Source organism: Pedobacter sp. Leaf41, assembly GCF_001422545.1.
Taxonomy (GTDB): domain Bacteria; phylum Bacteroidota; class Bacteroidia; order Sphingobacteriales; family Sphingobacteriaceae; genus Pedobacter.
Genome location: NZ_LMLE01000001.1, coordinates 531,045 through 554,635, shown reverse-complemented (window position 1 = coordinate 554,635; position 23,591 = coordinate 531,045). Strand labels below are relative to the sequence as shown.

The following is a 23,591-nucleotide window of genomic DNA, read 5'->3' as shown; positions in this document are numbered from 1 at the left end:
TTCCTGGCAATGACCATAGCCTTAAACTTTCATAGCCTTACTCGGGCAAGCAAAATCCGTTCGTTTTAAATTTGTATTCTTAATAGCCCCGTAACCACCAGCTATATCAATTACATGCTCTACGCCACGAGACTTTAGAATAGAGGCCGCAATCATCGATCTGTAACCGCCGGCACAATGAATATAATAAGTTTTATTTGGGTCAATCTCTCCCATCCAATCGTTAATAAAATCCAAAGGGCGACTTAAAGTAAACTCCAAATGTTCCGATTCATATTCACCCGGCTTACGAACATCAAGAGCTATTATTTCTTGTTCTGTTACGGCTTCTTCAAAAATTTCTGCTGAAATGGTTTCGATGGTATCAATTTCTTTTCCGGCATCAGTCCACCGTTCAAAACCACCATCCAGATATCCAATTGTACTGTCATAGCCCACACGAGTTAAGCGGGTGATGGTTTCCTCCTCTTTGCCTTCATCAGTGATCAATAAAATGGGTTGATTTAAATCGGTAATTAGTGCGCCAACCCAAGGGGCAAACTGCCCGTTCAGGCCAATATTAATGGCATTGGGAATAAACCCTTTTGCAAAGACTTGTGGGTTACGGGTATCGAGCATGATTGCTCCGGTTTGATTGGCGGTATCTTCAAAAGCTTGCGGTGTTAAAGCATTTAAACCTTTTTCATAAATGCCGTCGATACTTTCTACACCACCTTTATTTATTGCAGCATTTTTAGCAAAGTACTGTGGAGGAGGCATAATACCGTCAGTAACTTCTGATATAAATTGTTCTTTGTTTTGTGCCTTAAGGGCGTAATTTACTTCTTTTTGATGGCCTAAAGTATCAAAAGTTTCCTTGCTCATGCTTTTTCCGCAAGCAGAACCCGCACCATGTGCAGGATACACAATCACATCATCGGCCAATGGTTTGATTTTTTCATTAAGAGAATCATATAGCATTCCTGCTAAATCTTCCATGGTTAAATTTCCTTTCTGCGCTAAATCGGGGCGACCAACATCTCCTATAAACAGGGTATCGCCACTAAAAATGCAATGGTCTTTTCCTTTTTCATCAGTTAACAAATAAGTGGTCGATTCTAAGGTATGACCAGGCGTATGTAAAGCCGTAATGGTTAAATCGCCTATCTGGAACTTCTCGCCATCTTTAGCAATGTGCGATTCAAATTCCGTTTTGGCTGTTGGTCCATAGATAATTTTAGCGCCAGATTTATCGGCTAAATCCACGTGGCCAGAAACAAAATCTGCATGAAAATGGGTTTCAAAAATATACTTAATTGTTGCGCCAGCTTTCTCCGCTTTTTTTAAATAAGTTCCAACTTCTCTCAGTGGATCTATAATCGCAGCTTCGCCGTTACTTTCTATGTAATAAGCAGCCTCTGCCAAACACCCAGTATATATTTGTTCTATTTTCATGATTTATCTGTTCGTCTCCTTGAATTTATTTCAGGGTCTTATTGAATAGATGCTGAATCAAGTTCAGCATAACCTATTTACTAACAAAAATAGTGCTAAATACGAACAACCGAAATGATGGTGATCATAATTGCAGAAGTTTTACTTACCAATTTTTTTGATGAACGCTTATTCGATTTTTTTTACAGTAATTGGTCACCTAAGGCCGATAGTAGTGAGATACTTTTTGTAGCGCAACTGATGGGAGTTGCGAACACGTTAACAAAAAGATTAAACTGATAGCGGGAGTAGCATTAAAAATTGCACCCGCAATTGCCTTTCAAACCAATAATTAATCTTTTGTTAATTCTCCACGTAAAGATTCATCCATTAACTTCCGGCTTTCTTCCAGAGGTAAGCCTAGACCTAAAACATACATTAGCTTAGTTACCGCAGCTTCAAAAGTAAGGTCGTAACCACTGATGATGCCCATTTTTAATAACTCGCGACTGGTTTCATACCGACCTAAGTGCACCGATCCTTTTTTACATTGAGAAATATCGATGATGATTTTACCGTTTAAAATAGCTTTGCGAAGACTATCTAAAAACCATTGGGCAGTTGTGGTATTGCCAGATCCAAAAGCTTCTAAAATGATGGCGTCGACTTTAGAATCGGTGATTGCTGACACAGCTTGAGGCGTGATGCCTGGATATAACTTCAACACACCAATGTTAGAATTAAAATTGGTATTGAGTTTAAGTTGCCCGTCTGGCGCTTTCATTACATAATTGGTGTTAAATTGCAAATGCACTCCAGCTTCGGCCAAAACAGGATAATTTGGTGAACGAAAAGCCTCGAACTTTTCGCTATTGTATTTTATAGAACGATTACCTCTAAATAATTGGGCGTCGAAATAAATGCAAACTTCTGGAAACAGCGATTTCCCATCCTCTTTTGTTGCTGCTATTTCCAAAGCAGTGATAAGATTTTCCTTTGCATCTGTCCTGATTTCCCCGATGGGCAGCTGAGAACCTGTTAAAACAACAGCTTTACCTAAATTTTCGAGCATAAAGCTGAGTGCTGAGGCGGTAAAAGCCATGGTATCTGAGCCATGCAAAATAACAAAGCCGTCATAAAGATCATATTTGGTGTTAATCAACTCTGCCAAAGTTTTCCAAATCTCTGGATCCATGTTAGAAGAATCTAATACCGGAGTGAACGAGTGAACATCTAGATGATAATCTAAACGACTTAATTCCGGAACATTTTCTTTAATCTGTTCGAAATTGAAAGGAATTAACATTCCGTTTACGGGATCGTTTACCATACCGATGGTACCACCGGTATAAATTATTAGAATCTTTGTCATTTGGTTGGTTTTGGTTGCTCAACGCAAAGAAACTAAAAATTTAGAGATGAATACAGTTATTTTTAATTTTGATAATTATTTAGAAGAATTTGGTATCATAATTATCAGATTGATTATTTAAGTAGACAATAATGAAATATTAATCATAACTGTTAATCCAACGAATATAATTTAGTTATAGTTTTGCGCTTATAATGGTCGGAATTGAGATTGCGGAGGTGGCTAAACTGAATTGTTTGAGTGAACAATCTACACGGAGAACTCGGGATGAACGATCCGCATGAACGATCGTCATCTTGAATTTATTTCAGGATCTTAATGGTTATGCTAAAAACGTAGAAAGGAAAAATCAGTATAAGCTGAGGAAAAAATCAACAATCGAAGCTCTTTATGCTAAAAAATCTGTGAAATTTTCGGCATCAGCGGGAAAAATCAAATCTACTTAATTCGAAACAAAGATCTCCCACACAATATGATTTATCTAGAAACTACCACTATTTAAACACCAAAAATCTTTTTTGAATTTTCAGTAGTTACATCGGCGATCGCTTCCACCGAAACACCATAAATATCAGCTAATTTTTGAGCAATGTAAATTAGATAACTGCTTTCATTTGGTTTTCCACGAAAAGGAACTGGCGCTAAATATGGCGAATCAGTTTCAAGAACTAAATTTTCCAAAGGAATTTCCGACAAAACAAGATCTAATCCTGCCTTTTTATAGGTTACTACGCCTCCAATGCCCAAATAAAAATTTAAATCGATGGCTTGTTTGGCTTGCGCTACATTGCCGGTAAAGCAATGAAATATTCCACGCAGTTTTTCGTCACGCTCGCTTTCTAATACCTCAAAAACTTCATCGAAAGCCTCGCGACAGTGAATTACGATTGGTAAGCCGAGTTTTTTTGCCCAAGCAATTTGTTTGCGGAAGGCGTCTTGTTGGATAGTTAATGTAGTTTTATCCCAATATAAATCAATTCCTATTTCACCGATGGCATAAATTTTTCTGCCAGCAATGCTTTCGTAAATTTCATCTAACACTGACAGATACTCTTCCTTAACATCACATGGATGAAGACCAGCCATCGCAAAACAATTCTCAGGATATTTACTTACCAAATCATCAATCATTGTAATCGATTTGACATCAACATTGGGAAGAAAAAGTCTATTTACATCATTTTCAAAGCAACGTTCCATCAACTGGCTTTGCTTTTCAGCATCTTGCTCGTAATATAAATGGGTATGGGTATCGGTAAAAATCATTTCTTTAGTGTAAAATGGATGATGTATGAACTGGCCGTCATTGCGAGGAACGAAGCAATCCTAATCCCCTATTGGCAACCTTACGTCTTAAGATTGCTTCGTACCTCGCAAGGACGAAAGCCTAATCTTTTTGCTTAACTTTTTTGATGACCTTCCCTTTTTTGACTTCAGACTTTTGACTTACGACTTCAGATTGGTGACTAAACTCCCACTCCATTTCCTTTTTCAAAAATTTTCCAGTCAAGCTAATTGGGTTTTGAATCAAACCTTCAGGCGTACCCTCGAAAAGGATTCTTCCCCCTCCGGCTCCGCCTTCTTCTCCCAAATCAATTACCCAATCAGCCACCTTAACTACATCTAGGTTGTGCTCAATCACTAAAATGGTATTTCCTTTATCTACAAGCTCCTGCAAAACTCCTAAAAGCACATTAATGTCTTCAAAATGGAGTCCGGTAGTTGGTTCATCTAGAATATAAAATGTTTTCCCGGTGTCTTTCTTCGAAAGTTCAGTAGCCAACTTAACCCGCTGTGCTTCACCGCCAGATAGCGTAACTGATGATTGTCCTAAAGTGATATAACCTAAGCCAACATCCTTAAGCGTTTTTATTTTACGATAAATGATGGGAATATTTTCGAAAAATACGCAGGCGTCTTCAATACTCATGTCCAACACATCACTAATAGATTTTCCACGGAAACGAACTTCTAAAGTTTCTCTATTGTAGCGTTTTCCAGCGCATTCTTCGCAAGGAACCTGAACGTCTGGTAAAAAGTTCATCTCTATTACCTTCAATCCAGCGCCTTGGCAAGTTTCGCATCTTCCTCCTTTTACATTAAAAGAGAAACGGCCAGGTTTATAACCCCGAATTTTAGCTTCAGGAAGTTGGACAAACAGATTTCTGATATCAGAAAAAACACCCGTATATGTTGATGGATTTGAACGTGGCGTTCTCCCGATTGGGGCCTGATCAATTTCAATCACCTTATCTATTTCTTTTAAACCAGTAATTTTTTCGTAAGGAAGCGGTGTTTTCTTCGCTCTGAAAAAGTGATGATTTAGAATAGGATACAGCGTTTCTGTTATTAAACTCGACTTCCCTGATCCTGAAACCCCGGTTACCGCAATAAATTTGCCTAAAGGAAAATCTACAGAAACTTCTTTCAGGTTATGACCTGTAGCTTTAATAATGGAAAGTTTGTGTCCATTCCCTTTTCTACGAACTTTCGGCGTTTCTATCTTTTTCTCGCCATTTAAGTATGCCGCGGTTAAGGTTTTCGATTTTAAAATTTCTTTCGCAGTTCCTTCAGCAACTACTGTTCCGCCATGAATCCCTGCTCCTGGCCCAACATCAATCACCCAATCGGCTTCCAAAATCATATCCTTGTCGTGTTCAACAACCAAAACGGTGTTTCCCAAATCACGGAGATTTTTTAACGCGTTAATCAGGCGCTCGTTATCTCGCTGGTGTAAACCGATACTTGGCTCATCCAGAATGTACATCACATTCATTAGTTGCGAACCGATTTGAGTAGCCAAACGGATCCGTTGTGCCTCTCCACCAGAAAGCGTACGGGCAGTACGATCTAGCGTTAGGTAGGTTAAACCAACATCAGTTAGGAAACCAATCCTTGCTTTTATCTCTTTTAAAATTTCTTTTGCGATGATATTCTGGCGATCAGAAAGCCGGTCATCAACATGCTCAAACCAGGCATGAAGATTATTAATATCCATTGAAGCAAGCTCAAAAATATTTTTGCCATCAACCTTGAAATGCAAACTTTCCTTTTTCAAACGAGCACCATGGCACTCCGGACAAGTTTTCAATTTCCGGAAAGCATCCATATCATCAGATGCAGATTCGCTTCGCTTCTCGTTCTGCTCCTCTAACATTTTAATTATACCATCGAAAGTGATGTTATAATTCTGAACGTTCCATTTGTTATATTCTACTTCAACTTTGATCAGATCATGAGAACCATTTAAAATAATATTGATCACCTCATCACTCAATTTATCAATCGGTGTAGATAAAGAGAAACTGTATTTTTTTGCCAAGGCTTTTAATACCTGGAACATCCAGATATCGCGATATTCGCCGAGTGGAGCTAAACCACCGTTTAAAATGCTCAGTTTTGGATTCGGCATAACCGATTCCTTATCCACCACGAAAATATAGCCCAAACCATCACAACGTTCGCAAGCACCATAAGGCGAATTGAATGAAAAACTATTCGGCTGAGGCTCATCGTAAGAAATACCGGTAGTTGGACACATCAGAAATTTACTGAAGTGAGCAACATTATTATCCTTATCACTGATTTTGATGACGCCTTTACCCATCTTCATGGCCGTTTGAACCGAATCTAAAAGACGCTTCTTGTCTTTATCATCAACAATTAAACGATCAATAACCACCTCAATATCGTGGATTTTATAACGATCGACCTGCATTTTGGCCGTAATATCTTTGATTTCTCCATCAACGCGAACTTTAACATACCCTTGTTTACGGATTTGTTCAAAAAGCTCACGGTAATGGCCTTTTCTACCCTTAACCACAGGAGCCAGAATGTTTACAGCACTCCCATCAAATTTATTGAAGATGTTTTGCAGAATCTGATCTTCGCTCATGCGTTCCATTTTCTCACCTGTATTGTACGAGTAAGCATCGGCTACACGGGCGTACAGCAAACGCATAAAATCATAAATCTCAGTGATGGTTCCAACGGTAGAGCGTGGATTTTTACTGGTGGTTTTTTGTTCAATGGCAATTACCGGACTTAAACCAGATACCTTGTCTACATCAGGGCGCTCCATACCACCCATAAACTGGCGGCTGTAAGCACTAAATGTTTCCATGTAGCGGCGCTGGCCTTCTGCGTAAATGGTATCAAAAGCCAAAGATGATTTCCCACTTCCACTTAAACCGGTAATCACTACAAGTTGGTTTCTGGGGAAACTTACATCTATATTTTTTAAATTATGTACCCTCGCACCATATACTTCTACATCTTTTTGCTCGCCGAGGTCGACAGATTTATTGCTCATATTTTGTTCAAAAGTTGGGATGAAATTCAGGCTTAAAAGACACTAAATTTCAATCCGCAAAAATGCTAAAAATTTTATCAAAAAGAAAGTCTAAACCAATCTGTATTAAGGATTAATTGTCATAATGTTTACTCCTGTTTCGCAGAAAACCTGACGAAAAACCGAAACGCAAATAGCCATAGTGATCCTGGAAGTAAATGTTATAATTATCTTCTCCATAATAACCAACGGCAGCCATCAGAAACACATTATTCATAAACGGAAGACTATAATTAAAGTTAACTTCAGCATTTAAGCGCTTTTGTAAATTCATTAGATTTTTCGATGGAATTTTATTCACTGCGTAAGAAATCTCACTATTTAAACGCCAGGTTTCCTTCTCGGTTTTAACATTCGCTTTGTTTATGGCTTTTTTTTCAATGTCATCGTATTTCCGTAGTGAGAAATTGTAGATAACCCTTGTAAAACCAAAACCCAAATCCAGAGCAGGTTCATACCTAAAGAATTTATGCCATTGCAAGCCTACACGATGATTAACGGAATAATAACTTTCATCGGTACGGCCTGGAATGAGATGACCAAATCTATATGATGCGGTTAAGTAGTTGGCATTAAAATTCCCCGTGAAGGTGTTGACCGTTCCATCTGGATTGATCGCCTCTTGATCTTGCCCATTAGAATGGTGCGTAAACGCCATCTCTGCATACTTGTAATTTTCAAGATCGGTATTTAAGCGAGCATAAGTAGCAAACCCTAATCGATAACTCGGCGTTCGAACACCAGCAGAAAATTCATTCCTAACCCTTACGGTAAAATCGGGAATAATTGCGAACGCTATTGGCGATTTATAACTGCCAAGAAGCATATAAGTCGTAGTCAACCTGCCATTGATTACATATTTTGATGGTGCACCAAGTTCGCCTGCAGGAGAAGTGTAGGAAAAATCGGCGTTTTCTTTATATAGATTTACGTATTGTTTATTTGCAACTTCTCTTTTGATGGCAAGGGAATCTTTATCCATACTTTGCGCAAAAGCAAATAGGCAGGAAAGATTAAAAAAAATAAAATAAAGAAAATGTTTTTTCATCAATCAATAAACGTCGGTTTTTGACTCTTGGTTTTTGGGCAACGGGTTTTAAAGGAGTTAATAGTTGAGCCAAACTCTTATATTCGCCCAAAGATGTTTAAAACGAAATGGGTTGCGTAAAGCTAGCGGCTGACTGCAATTTTACCAACAAGCTGACTATAACCAATGACAACTAAAGAGATAATTATAGTGCTGGTAATCTATGTCATTCTCCCGTTAATAGGACTTTTATATTCTTTGATGCTAATTAGGCAAATAAAAAATGAAGAGATATTGAATGCCCCGATACCAGAACTACTTATGGTTTTTGTAACTTATGGAGGACTTTTACTTGTTGTACTTACGACATTACTTTGGAAATGGTCAGGAATGGCTTCTGTAGGGAGTTTGTATTTAACTCTTGTTGCACCAATTTTTATGGGGCTAATTGCTTATAGACATCGGCAGACAAAGACAATCTCCAAGTATCATAATTGGACATACATCTCAGGACTTTTATATTTTATAATTGCACCTCTGACATTCGGACTACTATTTCTTGCAAGAAAAAACTAAACAGCGTAATAAAATTGTAGGTAACAATGATTTGATAAGTCCGAAAATCTTTTCTTCAAGCTCTCCATGCTTCTAGTAATTTCACTCACTCCCACATCTCCAAGCAATATAACGTTACATTAACAAAGTCTCATCCTTTACCACTCAATCGTCGTTCCATTTTCTGTCGGGCGACCGGTACACACCAAAACCCTACCCCGCTCAATCTCTTCATCAGTTAGTACTTCGTTGTAATCCATCCGGACATTGCCTTTAGTACAATTGGCTACACAAGTACTGCAAACGCCGCCGCGACAACTATAAGGAAGTTTAATTTTATTTTCCAGTGCCACATCTAAAATTCGCTTTGGCCATGGAATATCGAGGTTGTAACGTGTACCTTGAAAATTTAAAATCACAGAGTAGGTATTTTTATCAACCACTTTCTCCGTACTATCATCTTCATCAACTTCATCTTCTGGCAATACAAAAGTTTCTCTTTTAATCTGCTTGATATCAAAACCCATCCCTAACAGAGTAATTCTACACAAATCCATATAAATAATTGGCCCGCAAGTATAGAATAAAGCATCCTCTCTTTTGAAGTGCAAATGTTCTTTGAGTAACTTTTCGATATAAAATTTGTTCAAACGGGCAGTCATCAGGTTTTTGCTATTGCTAAATACCCAAACAATTTTTAATCTTTCGGGATATTTTTGCTGCCACTCGTTAAGTTCATCGTAAAACAGCGCATCTTCTTTTGATCGGTTACTATATATTAAAGTGATCAAGGAATATTTCTCTCTTACCAAAGCGGTTTTTAAAATGGAGAAAAGCGGCGTAATGCCAACTCCGGCTGCAAAAAGAAACAGATCTCTTTTTAATTGCTCCTCAGGCAAATAACTAAACAAACCCTGGGGTTCTTGTGCATAAAGAATATCATTAAGCGCTGTTTTATGGTGCAAAAACCTGGAAATCTCTCCATTCTCTACCCGCTTAACGGTAATCGCAAGCGGCTCATCTACATCTGGTGAGCTGTTAAATGAATACGACCGACGCACTTCTCTGTTTTTACCTTCAAAAATCAAGGACACAAACTGACCAGCAAAATATTTCGGATAATTGCCTTCCACATCCTCAAATTGGAATGTAATATTATCCCCGGGTTGATTGATGATATTGTTAATGCGAAGTTTGAACATAGCTAGGATCAAAGATAAAGGAACAAGGATTAAAGAACAAGGAGCAAAGATTAATACCCTAAGAAGAGCGCAATATCTTCCATCATCAATAAAAAAAGAATCTGTTATTCTGTGGCCAAAGATGAAATCGTTTGCATAAAAAAAGCGTCCAGAATTAAATCCGGACGCCTTACCAAATGCTTTGTTTTTACCTTAATGATGTTATTCGCCGTTGTAGGCCAATAATACTCGCTCTTTTTTGTATCCGTAGCGCTTCGGATGTTCCATAATCTGCTTCATCGAAATTACTTTATAAACGTAGCCACCGGTTTCGCGGTTCAACTTCATTTTGTAATAATTGTCTTGATTTTGATTATTGATTTGCTTACGCAAGCGGCCATCGCCTACGTTATAGGCTGCAGCAACTAAAGTCCAACTCTCTAAACCTTTATACATTTCTTTAATGTATTTACAGGCAGCAACTGTAGATTTTCGCAAATTATAGCGTTCATCCACTCTGCTGTTTACCTTTAGGCCGTAAGTACGGGCTGTACCAGGCATAAACTGCCAAATACCGGCAGCACCTTTTGGCGAAACGCCCATAGCCGTTCCAGATTCAACCAGAGCTAAATACTTGAAATCATTAGGGATTCCGTAAGCAGCAAGAATTGGTTCAATTACCGGGAACCATTTGGCTGCTTTTTGATGCAAAACATTTGTTTGCATATGCTTGAAATTGTGTGCGGCAAGAATTTTTTTCATTTTTCTCTCTACCTTTTTATCGCCTAATGGCAAGGTTTCGTCCGCGAAGTTTAACTGAGCCATTAACGACTGAGGTTTGGCTACCTCTACAACTCTTACGCTGTCAGTTTTTGTTATTGTAGTGTTTAAATTTGCTTCTTTTGAAAGACTTTTTGGTACTAAGGGCATTTGGTAAGTGAACACTTTTGCCAAGATAAATAGTGTTGCCACTACCGCAAATGGTACGCTGTGTTTCTTTAACATCTTCCTCCTTTTTTTGGTGAACTTATATAAAAACGTCGGCAAAGCTAAAAAATAATAACCACATTATCAAATAGTTACAGAAATACCGCCCAAAACCTGCGCCTAAAGTGCTTTAAACGTGGATTTTAAATTTTGATTTTTCGATGCTTTTTTCTATTTTAGAGGCTATTTTTTGATCAAAATTTTCACTGCTCAACAATTGTAATGTTCATCAATTTTTCATAAATTTGCAGCCCGCATTTTAGGATGCGGCTAAAAGCGTATCATGATAAATAAAGACAACAGGAACAGTCGGGATGACAAGTCCAAATCGGGAAACCGGAGAACAGAAGGCAGAAGCAACGATGCCGGATCTGATAGAAGAAAATCAGACGACAAAGACAGTAAATTCAAAAAATCATCCGATTCAAGAGATAACTTCAGACCTAGAAGTTCAGACAATAAAGATTTCAAATCAAAATCATTCGGAGACAAAAAAGATTTCAAACCTAGATCAGGAAGCCGCGATTTCAAATCGAAAGATTCGGAACCACAAAGTTTTAAATTCGGCGATCGTGAATTCAAATCGAAAGATTCTGGAGCAAGATCAGAAGAACGTAGCTACAAATCAAAAGATAGCGGATCAAGGGATTACAAATCAAAAAGCGGCGATCGCGACTTCAAGCCGAGAGAAGGTGGATCAAGAGATTACAAACCAAGAACAGGAGATAGAGATTTTAAATCAAGAGATGGTGGCTCAAGAGATTATAAACCAAGAACAGGAGAGCGTGGAGAGCGTGATTTCAAATCTAAGGATGGAGATTCGAGAGATTTTAAACCGAGAACTGGCGACCGTGACTTCAAACCTAGAGAAGGCGGACCGAGAGATTATAAACCAAGAACCGGCGAACGCGATTTCAAATCGAAAGATGGTGGATCGAAAGATTTCAAACCAAGAGAAGGTGGTTACAAGGATTTCAAATCCAAAGGCAAATCTGATGGATTCAGACCAAGTGCTGGAAGTTCAAGAGATGTAAAACCAAGAGAAGCAAGAGAAGGCGATTCTCGTCCGTTTAGAAAACGCGAAGAATCGCAACCTAGAGATACAGAGTTTAACCGTCCAGAAAGAACAGTAATTGCACCTGCACGAAAAACAAACGAAGACAAAGGCCTTATTCGCCTTAATAGATATATTTCAAACGCCGGCATTTGCTCTCGCCGTAAAGCCGATGAGTTAATTGCTGCAGGCGTAGTAACAGTAAATGGCGAAGCAGTTACAGAATTAGGCCATAAAGTTGATCCAGCAAAAGATTTAATTCGTTACAATGGCGAATTACTTAAGCGGGAGAAAAAAGTTTATGTGTTGTTAAACAAGCCGAAGGATTACATCACAACAACCGATGATCCTCAGGAGCGCCGTACCGTAATGCAATTGGTAGATAAAGCTAGTCGTGAGCGCATTTACCCAGTTGGCCGCTTAGATCGTAACACAACTGGCTTATTGTTGATGACAAATGATGGTGATTTAGCGGATAAATTATCGCACCCAAAAAATGGCATCACCAAAATTTACAATGTTGAGTTAGACAAATCATTATCTCAGGGAGATTTGAATAAAATCGCTTTTGGTTTAGAGCTTGAAGATGGTTTGATTAAACCAGACAACATCTCGTATGTTGCAGGCGGAACCAAAAAAGAAATCGGTATTCAAATTCACAGCGGTAAAAACAGAATTGTTCGTCGTATTTTCGAACACCTGGGTTATAGCGTAGAGAAATTAGATCGCGTAGTTTATGGCAACTTAACTAAAAAAGATTTACCTCGGGGAAGATGGAGATACCTGGAAGATCATGAGTTAATCCAGATTAAACATTTAATCAAATAACAAAAAAGGCAATCGGAAGATTGCCTTTTTTGTTTGAGCAAAACTCGTCACTGAGGATTTTTCAAATCGCTAAGCCCTTGCTTAAAATTGTAGCAAACTTTTTTTTCGCCATATTTGTTTCTATAACAGTTATCATCATGAAAAAAAACATCATCATATTTTTAATGTCACTTCTATCAACCATTGCTTTTGCACAGAAAACCAATTATAATCTGCTGGTCGGCACATACACTAAACCCGGTAAAAGCGAAGGAATTTATATCTACAACTTTAATACTGCTACCGCAGCATCGAATTTAAAGCAGATTGCAAAAGGGATTGCCAATCCAAGCTATCTGGCAGTTTCGCCCGATAATAATTTCGTTTATGCTGTAAATGAAACTGGAAATACCAGCACCGTTAGCGCATTTAGTTATGATCAAAAAACCGGATTATTAAGTTTTTTAAACAAAGTTGATAGTCATGGCGCTGATCCTTGTTTCGTTACTGTTGATAATAAAAATGTAATTGTAGCAAACTACAGTGGCGGTAGTTTAGCGGTTTTTCCACGCAATGCCGATGGCTCTTTAAGCGAAGCAAGCCAGGTAATTCAGCATACCGGAAAAAGCATCGATCCGAAAGGCAGACAAAAAAGTGCTCATGTTCACATGGTGAAATTTACGCCTGACAAAAAACATCTTGTCGTTAATGACTTGGGGGAAGACCATATTTATATTTACAATTATAATCCGACAGGTAAAGATAAAACCCTTACCGAAAAAAAGGTGTTAAAAACAAATGCCGGAACCGGACCAAGACACATCACTTTTACTCCGAATGGAAAGTTTGCCTACCTCGTACATGAATTTAATGGAAGCATAACTGCTTTTAGCTATTCGAACGGAAACCTAATCAAGTTACAGGAAATAGGAACTACGCCTAAAAACTTCTCAGGGTCAGTTGATGCGGCTGATGTCCACGTCTCTGCAGACGGAAAATTCCTTTATGAAACTAACCGTGGCGATGCAAACAGCATTTCTGCATTTTCAATCCTTCCAACAGGTAAACTCAAATTTATAGAGACAGTGAGTACATTAGGTAAAGGACCACGAAATTTCACCATAGATCCAAGTGGCAAATACTTATTAATTGGCCATCAATACACCAATAACATTATCGTTTTTAACCGGAATAAAACGACTGGAAAGCTTACCGATAGTGGTAAACGAATTGAAGTGGGTTCGCCAGTTTGTCTTGTTTTTAATTAAAAAAATGGAAGATTTCGACTGGACTAGCTTTACCTTGAAGATCGCCATCAAAGCAAAGCTGGAGAATATTTATGATGCCTGGACAAAGGCAGAAGAAATTGAAAAATGGTTCTTAAGCAGTTCGCAATTTTTTGACGAGAACCATATGCAGTTGAGCAAATCGCAAAACGTACTTAAGGGAGATTTATATCAATGGATTTGGTATTTATATGATGATGTTGAACATGGGCGAATAGCCGAAGCAAATGGTAAAAATCATTTTCAGTTTACCTTTGCTGGCGATTGCGTAATAGATATTCTCCTTAGGGAAGAATACGAATATATAATAGTTGAACTCACTCAAAGCAATATTCCAACTGATGATCAATCAAAGCGAAATATTCGAATAGGTTGCCATGGAGGCTGGAGTTTTTACTTAGTTAATTTGAAATCGGTTTACGAAGGTGGATTAGATTTGCGGAATAAAGACAATCGCTTCAAACCAATGCTGAATAATTAGATTCTAATCATTTCCGAAAATAAATTCGTCATTGCGAGGCACGAAGCAATCTATTACGAAAGAGATTGTTTCGTGCCTCGCAATAACGACTGTTTTAGAAAACGACGGAATAGCAGTTTTTGTGAAAATTTGCTACAAACAAAAAAAAGACCTGCCAAGCAAGTCTTTCATTTATATTTTTATTTAAAATTACGCAGGTTCTGCTACCCTTGCAACATTACGATAAGGATATTCATTAAAAATATGTCTACGGGCAAAGCGGCCAGGAGAATCTGCGTTAACTAATTTAACATAGATTGCTTTTGGAACATCAAAATATTCGTAAGCACTGCCATCGTAAAACTGAATGTTTAATACTTGTTGCTTGTATTCAAAATCCTGAATATTTGATAAAGTTGTAGTTTGCGTATAGGTTTCTATATTTTGCTCGCGGGTTTCTGGCGCAATACTTACTAAAAAGTGGTAAGCTTCGATAATCTCCTTACTTCTTGCTTCAGCATCTAATTTCTCTTCTTCTTGCTGAAATTTGTCTGGGTGACAATCTTTCATTAACGTACGGTATATCGATTTAAGATCCTTTAATTCAGCCTCTTTATCTACGTTCAAAAGCTTTCTGTAATCAATTATTTTTTTCATTTATGCTAACCTATTTTTAGTTTTTCAAGAAATCAGTTTTCATTTTGTGTGATCGATGATTTCGAAGGCGCAAAGATACAATTTATAATCGTTTGATTTTGAGAAAGTTTATTTTTAATAATGATTTAACTTATAGGGTATATAAGCAGATAAAATGCAGTGAAGCAATGTGATATTAATATTTCGCTTGAAGCGAATTTTCAATCACCTCTTTATAATAATCAATATAATAAGGTAGGATTTTTTTCAAATCAAAATCCTGCGCCCTTGTAAATGCATTTTCCTTAAAATATTTCAGCGTTTCATCATTACTTAAAATGGTTATCGCTTTATTAGCCATATCTTCTACATCACCAACATCGCACATGTAACCACAATAATCATCAATATTTAATTCAGGCAAACCACCAGCATTTGAAGTAATTGCAGGCACTTTGCAAGCCATTGCTTCCAGGGCAGCCAAACCAAAGCTTTCTGATTCTGAAGGCATCAAAAACAAATCAGAAACCGATAGAATTTCCTCAACGGCATCTTGTTTGCCCAAGAAACGCACATGATCGTCAATACCTAATGATCGGCAAAGCTGTTCATCGTAAGACCTTTCCGGACCGTCGCCAACCATTAAAAGTTTTGAAGGGATAACAGCCTGTACTTTTTCAAAAATCCGAATCACATCTGAAGTGCGTTTCACTTTCCGGAAATTTGACGTATGAATTAAAATACGTTCATTATTGGGCGCAATTGCCTTTTTAAAGTGATCTTTTGCTTGCAGGCTAAAACGACTAAAATCGATAAAATTCGGAATCACTTTAATTTCTTTAGTGATTTCAAAATGATTATAAGTATCATCTTTTAAATCTTGAGAAACGGTTGTTACACCATCGCTTTGATTGATTGAAAAGGTTACTACAGGCTTATAGGTTGGATCTTTGCCTACCAAAGTGATATCAGTACCATGCAAAGTGGTCACAACCGGAATATGAATGCCATAACTGGCTAGAATTTGCTTAGCCATAAAAGCTGCAGATGCATGTGGGATGGCATAATGCACATGTAAAACATCCAGCTGCTCAAAACGAACCACATCTACCAGTTTACTAGCCAAAGCCGATTCATAGGGTGCATAGTCGAAGAGTGGATAATCCCTTACAGAAACCTCATGATAAAAAAGGTTTGCAGAAAAAAAGTCAAGCCTTGCAGGCTGGCTATAGGTAATAAAGTGAACCTGGTGACCCTCGTTGGCGAGTGCTTTTCCAAGCTCCGTTGCAACTACTCCACTACCACCAAAAGTGGGGTAGCAAACAATTCCTATCTTCATCTGTAAATGTGTTGTTAACAACACAAATGTAGCCCATTTTTAGCTGAAATGCATGTCGGGATATTGCAATAAAAACTGAGTTATGGTGATAAGTTTTGGAGCTTTAGAGAAAGAAGTGATAAGGCAAGCTTGTTAAGGTGGCCCGCAGATTGGCAGATTTCTTTTCATTAAATCTTGAAGATTAAGAAAAATAGCCGAGTCTCAAAACGGTGGGCCGCAGATTCGCAAATTTTCTTTTTAAATAAGAGTATCTCCAAAATCAGCAAACTAAGTCTACTATTTTGAGGTGTGCCGTGGATTAGAGGAATATTTATGACAATTTACTACTGATTATTCTTTTGTGTTGAAGAGATTTCTAATTAAAATTGACAAGTAAGCCTATCTGCAAATTCGAGATCTTTAAATAATTCAAAACTTGAGCATAATGCTCGTCAACTATTATACTGCTGGATTTCACCTTAAGAATTATCTATCATTAATCACAAAATCAGCATAAAATTTATGCTTAAGGATGACCTCCTTATAATTAACCAAAAATTCTTTTTCTCTTTCATCAGAAATACCTCTAGATGCTAGCTCATACTCAAATGCATTTTTATATACTATTTCAGAAAACCCCTTTTCCAAGAATCCGATGAATTTCCATAGCAACCCCTATTATTAAAAAACATTCTTCTTGAAAGGATAATCATCTCCATTGTAATAGGTCTTCATAATAAATAATCCTTAAAAATCTGCGAATCTGCGGTTAACCCTATTTGTAATCAAAAATAATCTGCGGATTTTTATATCCTAGTTTGCGTTCCTCGCCTTGTATTTGAGTACGAATGTCTTCTACTTTCGCAATTTGTTTATTGTATCGCTCCAAAGCCTTTTGTGCATCATCAGCATCTCCTTTGGCTTTTTTCGTCAATTTTTCAGCAGCTTTTTGATCGACTATCGTTCCAGATTTGTTAATATTTTCACTATGCTTTTCAGAAGAAGCTTTGGCATTTCCATTTGCTTCCAAAAGCTTCAATCGCAATTTCTCTACATCAGCCTCTTCTTCCGCTTCTTTAATTTTAAGCTCTAAAACTTTCATACTCATTTTCAATACCTCAACTTTGGTATTTAAAACCCCTAATGAATCTTTTGAAACTTTTGCGTTATACGTTTGCGCCATAGCCGGAATAGATGCAAATCCTAGTAAACCAGCAAATATTAATTTCTTCATAACAATCATTTATCGATTGCATATTTCAATTAAAATGCCCAAAGCGAAAAACTACCTTCAACGTGTAGCTGTGGCATTAAATGAATTATAGAGGAGTTTTAGATGCTGATTTTTGAGAAAATTTTTACCCGGAAATTATTTCAGGTTTCTCATTTCCTCTTTAATCACAAGGAAAAGTTCGTTTGGTCTTTGTGTGCCGATGAAATATTCCAGGCCATCGCGATCCGTTAAAACAACGGCATCTTTACCTGAAGAATAAAAGCGTATAGTACCTTTTGTATGAAGATTATAAACTGGGTTATTAAAAAAATAGCGACTGTAAGTTGCTTTACGAACATCAACAATACTATTTAAGTCAATTTTAACACGTTTTGTAGTCCAAAGGCCATCTAAGATCATACTTCCATTATCAACTACAATTTTATACTGGATTAAGAACAGCAGTAACATAGAAACACCGATAATGCCGAAGCCAACCACCAAAAATAAGTCTTGAGTATTGTCGCGATCGCGTTCGTAAACATAAGCTGCAAAACAGAAAGCGGCCATTATTAACCTGATGAAAATGCGAACATAATCACGACCGATGTATTGTTTTTCGATGTAGGCGTATTTGCTTTCCACTTATTTTTTTTTGAGTTCGAATATAGCAACTTTTTTTGTTGCTGCAGTTAATTTGTATCGATTATCCTGACGCATACCCACAATCCAAACGATATCGCCATTCCCATTTACTAAAATCGGTGTGGTGGCTTTTAAATGTATTGGCACCTTTTCATCAATAAAATAATCGCTCACCTTTTTGAGCTGTCGCATACCCAAGGGGATAAATTTATCGCCATTCTGCCAATTTCTTACTATCAGCGGAAAAATTAATTTATCCGCATTAACGAAGGCTTTGTAATGGCCAACTTCGAATTTGATTTCAGAAGAAAACGAAAGTGTTATGTCATCCTTTCCAAATAGGATATTATATGTTGATGGGTGAATAAACTGATTAAAGACTGAGTCGACATTCTTTTCGGCGATTACCAGATAATCTCTATTGATAATAGCCTGATGAGTTGAGCTGAAAAAATGCGTACCACTCAATGAATTTAAATGACTTAAAATTTCCTGAACAACCGATTCTGTAAATCCATAAGGTTTTAGCAATTCAAAAAACAGCAGCCGCTGAGGGTTAAGCTTTACTATTTCATCTATCGCGATGTAAACGCCGTCATCTTTCTTTTGAAGAATTTTTGCAGCTAATTTCTTCACCGCTGTATTTAGAAACGCCTCCACTTCGGCAAATCGAACGGCATTTTCTGTAAAGGTTTTCTCCAAATCTGGATTGATCTCTTTAAGTTTCGGAATTACGCCTAACCTAATTTTATTCCTGGTATATTGTGTACTTTGATTCGAACTGTCTTCAACGAAATCTAAATGATTTTTGTCGATTATTTCATCAATCTCATTTCGATTTAAAAACAATAATGGCCTGATTAAATGTTGTCTCTTTGGTAAAATACCGTGCAAACCACTTATTCCTGTCCCACGAGTAAGGTTAATCAGCATGGTTTCTAAGGTATCGTTTTGATGGTGTGCCGAAGCAACCAAATCGTAACCGTATTTTACCCTAATTTCTTCGAACCACGGGTAACGTAAATCTCGGGCAGCCATCTGGGTAGAAATTTTATTTTCTGCGGCATATTTTTTGGTGTCAAAATGCGTTAGATAAAAAGGAACATCAAGACTTGCAGAGAGCATTTTAACAAAATTTTCATCACGTTGCGCTTCATCACCTCTTAAGTTAAAATTACAATGCGCCACACCTATATTAACGCCTATTGCCTTAAACAAATGCAACATTAAAACCGAATCTTTCCCGCCGCTTATGGCTAAAAGAATCCTATTATCCCTAGCAAACAGCTCATGCTGATTAATAAAATCCTGAAATTGTTTTAAGGGTAACATCCACCAAAAATATTTAATTTTAACTGGTATTCCGAACGTTCGGAACAAAAAACTAACTTTGTAAAGTGCAAAAACTATTTGTCTTTTTATTTTTAATAATCTTTCCGGTATATCTTTTTAGCCAACAAAAGGCAACGAAGATCAAAATTGTTTCGTTTGCGAAAATAAGCGGTGATACAAAAAATAAAATCAGCTACTTACGCTTTCCCATTTTTCAGCAAGATAACGCAACACTAACCTGCGATAGTGCTGTATTTTACAGCGAGCGAAATTATTTCGAAGCCTTTAAAAACGTTCACATCAATCAGTTGGCCACTGATATCTATTCCGATCAATTGGAATATGACGGAAATAAAAAACAGGCGCACTTAACCGGAAACGTGGTTATGAAGGATCCAACATCTGTTTTAACTACTAACATATTAGATTACAACACCTTAAGTAAAATCGGCACTTACACGAGCGGTGGGAAGATCGTAAACCAGGATGTTACATTAACCAGTAAAAACGGCTATTATTTTAGTAGCAGAAATTATGCTTACTTCAAGTATAATGTGGTAGTAGTAACGCCACAAACTACAATCAAATCAGACACGATGAGTTATGATACCCAGTCGAAATGGACTTATTTTTATGGCCCAACGAATATCAAAGGGAAGGACGATAACTTATATACTGAAAATGGTCAATACAATACTACAACTGAAGATGCATTTTTTGGAAAGAAAAATTTATATACTCAAGGAACAAGATCATTAAAGGGAGACAGCTTATATTATTTTGGGAAGAAAGGAATTGGTAAAGCCGTTAAAAATATCGTATTCTCTGATACCAAGGACAAAATGAAAATGTTCGGCGATTTAGGCTACTACTACAAAATTGATCAGCGGACACTGGTAACCAGAAATGCATATTTAGGTATTGGCACTGAAGATTCTGTTCTGGTAAAGGGTAAAAAGCGCCCGGATAGTTTATGGATGGGTGCCGATACCCTGGAAACCCAAATGGTGTTGCAGAAAACCTTGAAGTTGATTCCAAAAATTTCTATCAAAGCAGATAACGAAGTTGGAGAAGATGATGAAGAGGATGGCGGCACTAAAGAAAAGAAAGAAAGTCCTGATCAGCCGACACCAACAAGAGGTGCTGATAAAGTAATTGGAGAAAACGATAAAAAAGCCAAAAACAAATCGAAGAATGAGGCTAGTCCAAATGATGAAAAGAGTTTATCACTCAGTAAATCTACAGACAGTTTAAATATAGATTCTTTAAGTAAAATTCCACCTAAAATAAAGGGGGATAGTACAATAAATCTGCTTAAAGCGAAGGCAGATTCTATTGTTAAAAACCTGCCGAAATTAAAGCAGGATAGCTTAACAAAAAAACTTACTGCAAAGACTGGCGAGATAAAAAACATTAATCCATTAAAGGTGGATAGTTTATTGAACCCTGCCTCGAAGGCAGTAACCAAAGATGGTTTAACTAAAAACTTAGCCAGTTTAAAAGGTGCCCTAAAAAACGATACCGCTAAATTCAATCCTGCAGATACCGTTCAGGCCCGTATAATTAAGGCTTATCATGGCGTGAAAATTTTCAAAACAAATATTCAGGCTAAAACCGATAGTTTATTTTATACCAGTGCCGACTCTACCCTTCGTTGTTTTCTAAATCCGATTATTTGGTCAGAAGGATCACAGCAAATTGCAGATACGATTTATGTTCAGTTTAAAAACAAGAAGTTAAACAACCTGCAAGCCATCAAAAATGCTTTCTTAGTGAATACACCAAAAGATTCTTTGCGTTTTAACCAGATAAAAGGCAGATTAATGACTGGCTTTTTTAGAAATGGCAAGCTCAAAACTATGTACGTTGATGGTAATGCAGAAAGTATTTACTACACGCAGGATGATAGCACGAAGGTTTACAAAGAAATGAATCAGACTTTGAGCAGTAGGATAAAATTTATTTTTCAGGATAATGAAAATGATATTGAAGACATTGTTTACATTAAAGGTGTTGAAGGTGCGCTAAACCCAGAAAATAAGGTTGCTAAAGATAACGTATTAAAAGGCTTTTCATGGAAACCTAAAGAAAGACCGAAAGCTAAGAAAGATGCCGTTGGCTCTTCGGGCAAAACGAAATCAAGAACTAAAACTCCTTCAGCTAAAACTATTTTGGCAAACAATAATAAGGTTCCAGCTCAAAAAAATGTAAACAAGCTTCCTGCTAAAAAGGTAACACTACCCAATGGAAAAGTAAACTTCAACTTGAACAAGAATGTGCCTTTGGCTAACTCTTTAGATACAGTTAATTTCGGGATTAAACCTATTTTGCCAAAAGTAGATACTTTAAAGAAAACGATAAAGAAGTTGTAAATTACTGCAAACGGCGTTTTACAAGCACCTGGAACGTCCTTGCGAAAATTTTCTCCAATTCTTCATCGGTGATTTTTGTAGCAATCTCTAACATAGCGTAACCTTCCAATCGCCATTGTAGTTCTCTTTTTTAGTTGTGGTTAACCCCAATGAGATTGCCACGCCCGATGAAAAATCGGGACTCGCAAGGACGTTTAGCTGGCCTTCAAAAACTCAATCATTTTTTTTAGCGCAATGGCTCTATGGCTAATCTTGTTTTTTTCAGCCATATCCATTTCAGCAAAAGTAACATCATAACCATCAGGTTGAAAGATTGGGTCGTAACCAAATCCATTTGATCCAGCTAAGTTTTGGGTTATCGTACCTTCAATCGTTCCTTCGAAAATATGATTAACATCATTCAGCATTAGGGAGATAACGGTTTTAAACCTTGCTTTACGATTATGTTGTCCTTCAAGTTTTTGCAAAACCAGTTGCATATTTTCTAAGCTATCCCTACTCCCACCGTATCTGGCAGAAAAAACGCCAGGCTCATTATTTAGCGCTGCTACCTCTAAACCACTGTCATCAGCAAAGCAATCTAAATTAAAATTTTCTACCACATATTTACTCTTTAAACTTGCATTCCCTTCAAATGTGTTAGCAGTTTCGGGTATATCCGCATTACAGCCAATATCATTCAGATTTAAAACCTCATATTCTCCAACCAAAGCCAGGCGAATTTCTTCTGTTTTATGTTGATTGTTGGTGGCAAAAACAAGCTTCTTCATGATGTTAGATGGAAAATAGTAAATAGGTAATGGGATAAACAGATTCCGATATTTAAAATCTATAACTTAATTTTCTGCAAATTTCCCCAAAGTAATTTTTTAGCGGTTAAATCGCTATCCAATTGATGAAGGTTGGGTGCGAAGATGATTTTTGTACCTCCATGCTGAATAATTTCATTCTGCCAAACCAGATTCAGTTTTAGATCAGAAATTTCTACCCCAAATGAAAGCATAATTGCCGGTTTAAAAAACTCATGGAAATCAACATATTCGGTTCCTATATATTGTGCATAATTCACTACCGCAAAGTCCGGTGTACTCAAATCAACTGCCTTAACAATTTTTCGCAGTAATTCTCTTCCCTCGGTAGTGCTTACATCATTCAGTTTATCATTTACTAAAATCAAAACCGACTTTTTGTTTCCGCCCAAAAATTTAAAGGATTTTGGCGATTTTGGTTCAGCCAAAACACGAGGAATTTCTACTTGAGGGGTGTAGCTTTTAGCAGATTCTTCATTTGTTTCTACTGAAATTGACTCACTTTTAGGCTGTAAAACTTTTTCTTCAATTAAATCAGTTTGAGATTCAATCGGGTTACTAACAGGCTTTTCGTTATCAACAAGTGCGATTTGAACATACTGATCCTTCACTAAAAAAATATCTTCAGTAAAAAATAAGCGTAAAGCATTCGCATTGTTGGTAAGCTGGTTTTCCATTCGTATTTTTGTAGGATAATAATTTCTGTTAAAATTAGTTAAATATCTTATAATAGCGCCGCTAATTGTTACTTTTATCCCTTAAAATTTATA

Annotated in this window: 21 protein-coding genes; 5 read left to right on the top strand and 16 right to left on the bottom strand. The window is 37.1% G+C overall.

Features of this window, described 5'->3' with window-relative positions; all coding sequences use genetic code 11:
• Positions 1-21: 21 nt before the first annotated feature.
• The 5 genes from ASE92_RS02405 to ASE92_RS02385 all read right to left on the bottom strand — a co-directional run bounded on the left by ASE92_RS02405 (position 22) and on the right by ASE92_RS02385 (position 8,121).
• A complete protein-coding gene (locus ASE92_RS02405) occupies positions 22-1,434 on the bottom strand; it encodes a rhodanese-like domain-containing protein (protein WP_056848502.1) in 1,413 nt (470 codons plus the stop codon).
• 331 nt (positions 1,435-1,765) lie between these two features.
• Positions 1,766-2,785, bottom strand: coding sequence for an asparaginase (locus ASE92_RS02400; RefSeq protein ID WP_056848501.1), 1,020 nt, complete (start codon positions 2,783-2,785; stop codon positions 1,766-1,768).
• Between the two features lie 498 nt (positions 2,786-3,283).
• Entirely contained in the window at positions 3,284-4,051 is a 768-nt protein-coding gene (locus tag ASE92_RS02395; RefSeq protein WP_056848500.1) for a TatD family hydrolase, read from the bottom strand.
• Positions 4,052-4,172: 121 nt separating this feature from the next.
• Positions 4,173-7,100 (bottom strand): excinuclease ABC subunit UvrA, encoded by a 2,928-nt coding sequence (gene uvrA, locus ASE92_RS02390; protein ID WP_056848499.1) that lies wholly within the window; start codon positions 7,098-7,100, stop codon positions 4,173-4,175.
• Between the two features lie 112 nt (positions 7,101-7,212).
• Entirely contained in the window at positions 7,213-8,121 is a 909-nt protein-coding gene (locus tag ASE92_RS02385; RefSeq protein WP_157255612.1) for a hypothetical protein, read from the bottom strand.
• Between the two features lie 231 nt (positions 8,122-8,352).
• Between ASE92_RS02385 and ASE92_RS02380 the strand changes: the two genes are divergently transcribed.
• Positions 8,353-8,742 (top strand): hypothetical protein, encoded by a 390-nt coding sequence (locus ASE92_RS02380; protein WP_056848497.1) that lies wholly within the window; start codon positions 8,353-8,355, stop codon positions 8,740-8,742.
• A gap of 137 nt (positions 8,743-8,879) precedes the next feature.
• Here the strand turns inward: ASE92_RS02380 and ASE92_RS02375 are convergent, their stop codons facing one another.
• A complete protein-coding gene (locus ASE92_RS02375; protein WP_056848496.1) occupies positions 8,880-9,923 on the bottom strand; it encodes a ferredoxin--NADP reductase in 1,044 nt (347 codons plus the stop codon).
• Positions 9,924-10,124: 201 nt separating this feature from the next.
• Entirely contained in the window at positions 10,125-10,907 is a 783-nt protein-coding gene (locus ASE92_RS02370; protein ID WP_056848495.1) for a lytic transglycosylase domain-containing protein, read from the bottom strand.
• A 265-nt stretch (positions 10,908-11,172) separates the two neighbouring features.
• Between ASE92_RS02370 and ASE92_RS02365 the strand changes: the two genes are divergently transcribed.
• The 3 genes from ASE92_RS02365 (at position 11,173) to ASE92_RS02355 (ending at position 14,517) form a co-directional block, all read left to right on the top strand.
• On the top strand, positions 11,173-12,771 hold the full coding sequence (locus tag ASE92_RS02365; RefSeq protein WP_056848494.1) for a pseudouridine synthase: 1,599 nt from the start codon (positions 11,173-11,175) through the stop codon (positions 12,769-12,771).
• Positions 12,772-12,908: 137 nt separating this feature from the next.
• On the top strand, positions 12,909-14,018 hold the full coding sequence (locus ASE92_RS02360; RefSeq protein ID WP_056848493.1) for a lactonase family protein: 1,110 nt from the start codon (positions 12,909-12,911) through the stop codon (positions 14,016-14,018).
• Between the two features lie 4 nt (positions 14,019-14,022).
• Entirely contained in the window at positions 14,023-14,517 is a 495-nt protein-coding gene (locus ASE92_RS02355) for an SRPBCC domain-containing protein (protein WP_056849251.1), read from the top strand.
• 189 nt (positions 14,518-14,706) lie between these two features.
• Here ASE92_RS02355 and ASE92_RS02350 read toward each other — a convergent pair whose 3' ends face one another.
• The 7 genes from ASE92_RS02350 to tilS form a co-directional block, all read right to left on the bottom strand.
• Positions 14,707-15,153 carry a KTSC domain-containing protein gene (locus tag ASE92_RS02350; RefSeq protein ID WP_056848492.1) on the bottom strand — a complete coding sequence of 149 codons (447 nt, stop codon included), beginning with the start codon at positions 15,151-15,153 and terminating at the stop codon, positions 14,707-14,709.
• Positions 15,154-15,328: 175 nt separating this feature from the next.
• Positions 15,329-16,471, bottom strand: a complete 1,143-nt coding sequence (bshA, locus tag ASE92_RS02345; protein WP_056848491.1) for an N-acetyl-alpha-D-glucosaminyl L-malate synthase BshA — start codon at positions 16,469-16,471, stop codon at positions 15,329-15,331.
• A 355-nt stretch (positions 16,472-16,826) separates the two neighbouring features.
• Positions 16,827-16,928, bottom strand: coding sequence for a GxxExxY protein (locus ASE92_RS21675; protein WP_200926315.1), 102 nt, complete (start codon positions 16,926-16,928; stop codon positions 16,827-16,829).
• Positions 16,929-16,936: 8 nt separating this feature from the next.
• The gene (locus tag ASE92_RS21670; RefSeq protein ID WP_200926314.1) at positions 16,937-17,098 is read right to left on the bottom strand and encodes a GxxExxY protein; all 162 of its coding nucleotides are present in this window, start codon (positions 17,096-17,098) and stop codon (positions 16,937-16,939) included.
• Positions 17,099-17,225: 127 nt separating this feature from the next.
• Positions 17,226-17,684 (bottom strand): hypothetical protein, encoded by a 459-nt coding sequence (locus ASE92_RS02335; protein ID WP_157255611.1) that lies wholly within the window; start codon positions 17,682-17,684, stop codon positions 17,226-17,228.
• A gap of 135 nt (positions 17,685-17,819) precedes the next feature.
• On the bottom strand, positions 17,820-18,308 hold the full coding sequence (locus ASE92_RS02330) for a hypothetical protein (RefSeq protein ID WP_029282618.1): 489 nt from the start codon (positions 18,306-18,308) through the stop codon (positions 17,820-17,822).
• Positions 18,309-19,640: a tRNA lysidine(34) synthetase TilS gene (gene tilS, locus ASE92_RS02325; RefSeq protein WP_056848489.1), complete on the bottom strand. Its 1,332-nt coding sequence runs from the start codon at positions 19,638-19,640 to the stop codon at positions 18,309-18,311.
• A gap of 65 nt (positions 19,641-19,705) precedes the next feature.
• On the opposite strand from tilS, the gene ASE92_RS02320 reads away from it, so the two are divergent.
• Positions 19,706-22,012 (top strand): OstA-like protein, encoded by a 2,307-nt coding sequence (locus tag ASE92_RS02320; RefSeq protein ID WP_056848488.1) that lies wholly within the window; start codon positions 19,706-19,708, stop codon positions 22,010-22,012.
• A gap of 194 nt (positions 22,013-22,206) precedes the next feature.
• Here the strand turns inward: ASE92_RS02320 and ASE92_RS02315 are convergent, their stop codons facing one another.
• Entirely contained in the window at positions 22,207-22,782 is a 576-nt protein-coding gene (locus ASE92_RS02315) for a non-canonical purine NTP diphosphatase (protein ID WP_056848487.1), read from the bottom strand.
• 59 nt (positions 22,783-22,841) lie between these two features.
• Positions 22,842-23,498 (bottom strand): hypothetical protein, encoded by a 657-nt coding sequence (locus ASE92_RS02310; RefSeq protein WP_056848486.1) that lies wholly within the window; start codon positions 23,496-23,498, stop codon positions 22,842-22,844.
• Positions 23,499-23,591: the final 93 nt, after the last annotated feature.

Coding starts and splice junctions, on each gene's coding strand:
- ASE92_RS02400 (WP_056848501.1), bottom strand. CDS start 2,785: ATGACAAAGATTCTAATAATTTATACCGGTGGTACCATCGGTATGGTA.
- ASE92_RS02360 (WP_056848493.1), top strand. CDS start 12,909: ATGAAAAAAAACATCATCATATTTTTAATGTCACTTCTATCAACCATT.
- ASE92_RS02350 (WP_056848492.1), bottom strand. CDS start 15,153: ATGAAAAAAATAATTGATTACAGAAAGCTTTTGAACGTAGATAAAGAG.
- tilS (WP_056848489.1), bottom strand. CDS start 19,640: ATGTTACCCTTAAAACAATTTCAGGATTTTATTAATCAGCATGAGCTG.
- ASE92_RS02375 (WP_056848496.1), bottom strand. CDS start 9,923: ATGTTCAAACTTCGCATTAACAATATCATCAATCAACCCGGGGATAAT.
- ASE92_RS02355 (WP_056849251.1), top strand. CDS start 14,023: ATGGAAGATTTCGACTGGACTAGCTTTACCTTGAAGATCGCCATCAAA.
- ASE92_RS02310 (WP_056848486.1), bottom strand. CDS start 23,498: ATGGAAAACCAGCTTACCAACAATGCGAATGCTTTACGCTTATTTTTT.
- ASE92_RS02365 (WP_056848494.1), top strand. CDS start 11,173: ATGATAAATAAAGACAACAGGAACAGTCGGGATGACAAGTCCAAATCG.
- ASE92_RS02385 (WP_157255612.1), bottom strand. CDS start 8,121: ATGGATAAAGATTCCCTTGCCATCAAAAGAGAAGTTGCAAATAAACAA.
- ASE92_RS02395 (WP_056848500.1), bottom strand. CDS start 4,051: ATGATTTTTACCGATACCCATACCCATTTATATTACGAGCAAGATGCT.
- ASE92_RS02335 (WP_157255611.1), bottom strand. CDS start 17,684: ATGAAGAAATTAATATTTGCTGGTTTACTAGGATTTGCATCTATTCCG.
- ASE92_RS02380 (WP_056848497.1), top strand. CDS start 8,353: ATGACAACTAAAGAGATAATTATAGTGCTGGTAATCTATGTCATTCTC.
- ASE92_RS02315 (WP_056848487.1), bottom strand. CDS start 22,782: ATGAAGAAGCTTGTTTTTGCCACCAACAATCAACATAAAACAGAAGAA.
- ASE92_RS02405 (WP_056848502.1), bottom strand. CDS start 1,434: ATGAAAATAGAACAAATATATACTGGGTGTTTGGCAGAGGCTGCTTAT.
- bshA (WP_056848491.1), bottom strand. CDS start 16,471: ATGAAGATAGGAATTGTTTGCTACCCCACTTTTGGTGGTAGTGGAGTA.
- ASE92_RS02370 (WP_056848495.1), bottom strand. CDS start 10,907: ATGTTAAAGAAACACAGCGTACCATTTGCGGTAGTGGCAACACTATTT.
- uvrA (WP_056848499.1), bottom strand. CDS start 7,100: ATGAGCAATAAATCTGTCGACCTCGGCGAGCAAAAAGATGTAGAAGTA.